Below are 1,957 nucleotides of genomic sequence, written 5' to 3'. Positions count from 1 at the left end.
CAAAGAGGCGTTCATCCCACACCACGGGTTGCGGCTCGGTCACAACAATCCGCGTCGCGTCGGGGTGTGCGGGATTGACCAGCACGTTGAACTCTGCACGGACGACGACGGAAGGTACCATCAGGAGCGCGGTACGCGACTCGGTCAGCCAGGCGTCGCCGAACTCCCTTGCCGCCTGCAGTGCTGGCGCATCCCATCCCCCTGGCAACGATTCGGCCGAATGGACTTCGACGCGAATATCGTCGGGAACCGCTGCTTCAACCCATCCGTGTGTCTTCGGTACCTTGCCGATGCGTGCATGAACAAGAACCTCGAGCATCGCACCGGCGAAGGTCGACGCGGCGTAGATGACCGGTCGCCCCGGGCTATTGAAGCGGCCGCCCACCAGCATCGCGCCGGTGCCGCTCCAGACCGTATGTCGAGTGTCGGCGATTCGAAACAACTTCACGCCGGCAACCCATAAAACAGTTTCCAGAGCAGCTCTTCGACCCGGCGCGCGCCGAGCTCGGTCAGCGCAACATCGAGTGGCGCCCGCCCCTCGAGCTCCGGGTGCGGCGTCGACAGGAATTCCCGCGCGTCCTCTTCGTCGTTCCAGACGTAGGCCGTCGTCGCGACGATCCTGGCCAGCCGCTCAGTCTTTTCCGATTCGTCTGGCGTCAGCCGATCGCGACGCCGCTTATAAGTCGCTTCGGGGATGATGCGGGCAAGTAGCGCACGCCGGGCGTCAGCGCCCTGCGTCGCATGTTCGACGCCCGCGCGCAGCGCGGACTTGGGCAGTCCGTCGCGGACAAGTGCTTCGAGTTCCGCGAGCGTGTGCGGGACCTGCCGCAGTTCCATGACTGCGGCCACTGCCTCAGGCGTAATCAGTGACATGAGACTCCCGACTAAAGTATCAGTTGATACCCAATTATAGCGCAATTGATACTGTCCGCAAACCCATCTTCAACTAGCAGGCGCCAGCGGGGAGACTGCCGAGACGGCTTCCTCGACATCGTCCATGCCTGCGAGAATCACCCACATAGCATGACGGCCCGTTACGGCCTACAGAAATCTTTCATGCACGAACTGCTCAAGCAATTAAGCATCCGCTCGCGACGGGATGTCGCACCGGGCATACGGGTAAATCATTTATAGTGCACTGCACAAGCCCGTGTGATCGGTAGATGCGACCTGATGGTTGTGTTATAGTGCACTGCACAAACTCTGTCCGATCAGCAAGCGCGATCCGACGATCGCGTCCGGCGTTGCCCGGTTGCCGACCGGGATGCCGCTGAAGTTGAGTCGACACGCCTGTCAGCTACGTTCAGTTTCTGTCTACATCATCAAAATGAGGTCCCTGTGAAATACCTTACCCGCATCGCCGCGTCTGGAGCACTTCTGGTCGTCGCTCTCGGTATCGTCACCTTCGCCCAGATCAAGTTCGCGCCGCAATCCGCAGACAACAACCCGGTCGCACGGATCGTTCTGAACGTCGAATCGCAACTGAACGGTTGAGCGATTCCACCGCCGTATATAGCTCGCGCCCCGCAGGCAAAGAAAAACCCGCCAGGCTCCGAAGAGAACTGGCGGGTTTGAGCTACTGATTTCGGATTCACATACCAGGCGATGGTAACGGAGTTGACGCCTGCTCAGGCTCCTCCAGCGACCAGCCAGCCTCCATGTCCACGGCATCCAACACCTTGGCAGGTCACCAATCGTCAATTCGAGACGCTTCCTCGTGGCCTCGTGAGACAGGCAATCTTTCCCCTTCGACGTTTCGATTATCAGAAACTTGAAGAGCGTGTCGCCACACTGATCCAGCGCAAGCCAGCCCTCCCCGCCCTGCGCAAGTTGTCACCGCGCAACCTGAAGGCATGGGCGAATCCAGAATTTGTGCAGCAACCTCCTGCACAAATTGAAGCCTCTTCGGCCTGGTAAACATAGGATTGCGAATTAAACGCCGATCACTTTAATTATG

At 59.4% G+C, this 1,957-nt stretch carries 4 protein-coding genes; 2 read left to right on the top strand and 2 right to left on the bottom strand.

What is annotated here, in order from left to right:
• Both P0D96_RS47850 and P0D96_RS47845 read right to left on the bottom strand, forming a co-directional pair.
• Positions 1–448: RES family NAD+ phosphorylase (locus tag P0D96_RS47850; RefSeq protein WP_408321298.1), on the bottom strand; the 448-nt coding region annotated here is incomplete at its 3' end.
• On the bottom strand, positions 445–873 hold the full coding sequence (locus P0D96_RS47845) for an Xre family toxin-antitoxin system antitoxin (protein WP_046565320.1): 429 nt from the start codon (positions 871–873) through the stop codon (positions 445–447). The genes P0D96_RS47850 and P0D96_RS47845, both read right to left, overlap by 4 nt.
• 465 nt (positions 874–1,338) lie before the next feature.
• On the opposite strand from P0D96_RS47845, the gene P0D96_RS47840 reads away from it, so the two are divergent.
• Together P0D96_RS47840 and P0D96_RS47835 are read left to right on the top strand one after the other, a co-directional pair.
• Positions 1,339–1,494 (top strand): hypothetical protein, encoded by a 156-nt coding sequence (locus tag P0D96_RS47840; RefSeq protein ID WP_153141799.1) that lies wholly within the window; start codon positions 1,339–1,341, stop codon positions 1,492–1,494.
• A gap of 231 nt (positions 1,495–1,725) precedes the next feature.
• Positions 1,726–1,917, top strand: a complete 192-nt coding sequence (locus P0D96_RS47835) for a hypothetical protein (protein ID WP_408321296.1) — start codon at positions 1,726–1,728, stop codon at positions 1,915–1,917.
• Positions 1,918–1,957: the final 40 nt, after the last annotated feature.

Source organism: Paraburkholderia sp. RL17-347-BIC-D (assembly GCF_046027915.1).
In the GTDB taxonomy this organism is placed as follows: domain Bacteria; phylum Pseudomonadota; class Gammaproteobacteria; order Burkholderiales; family Burkholderiaceae; genus Paraburkholderia.
The sequence above is the reverse complement of the archived record's forward strand: the minus strand, read 5'-3'. Positions and strand labels throughout refer to the sequence as shown.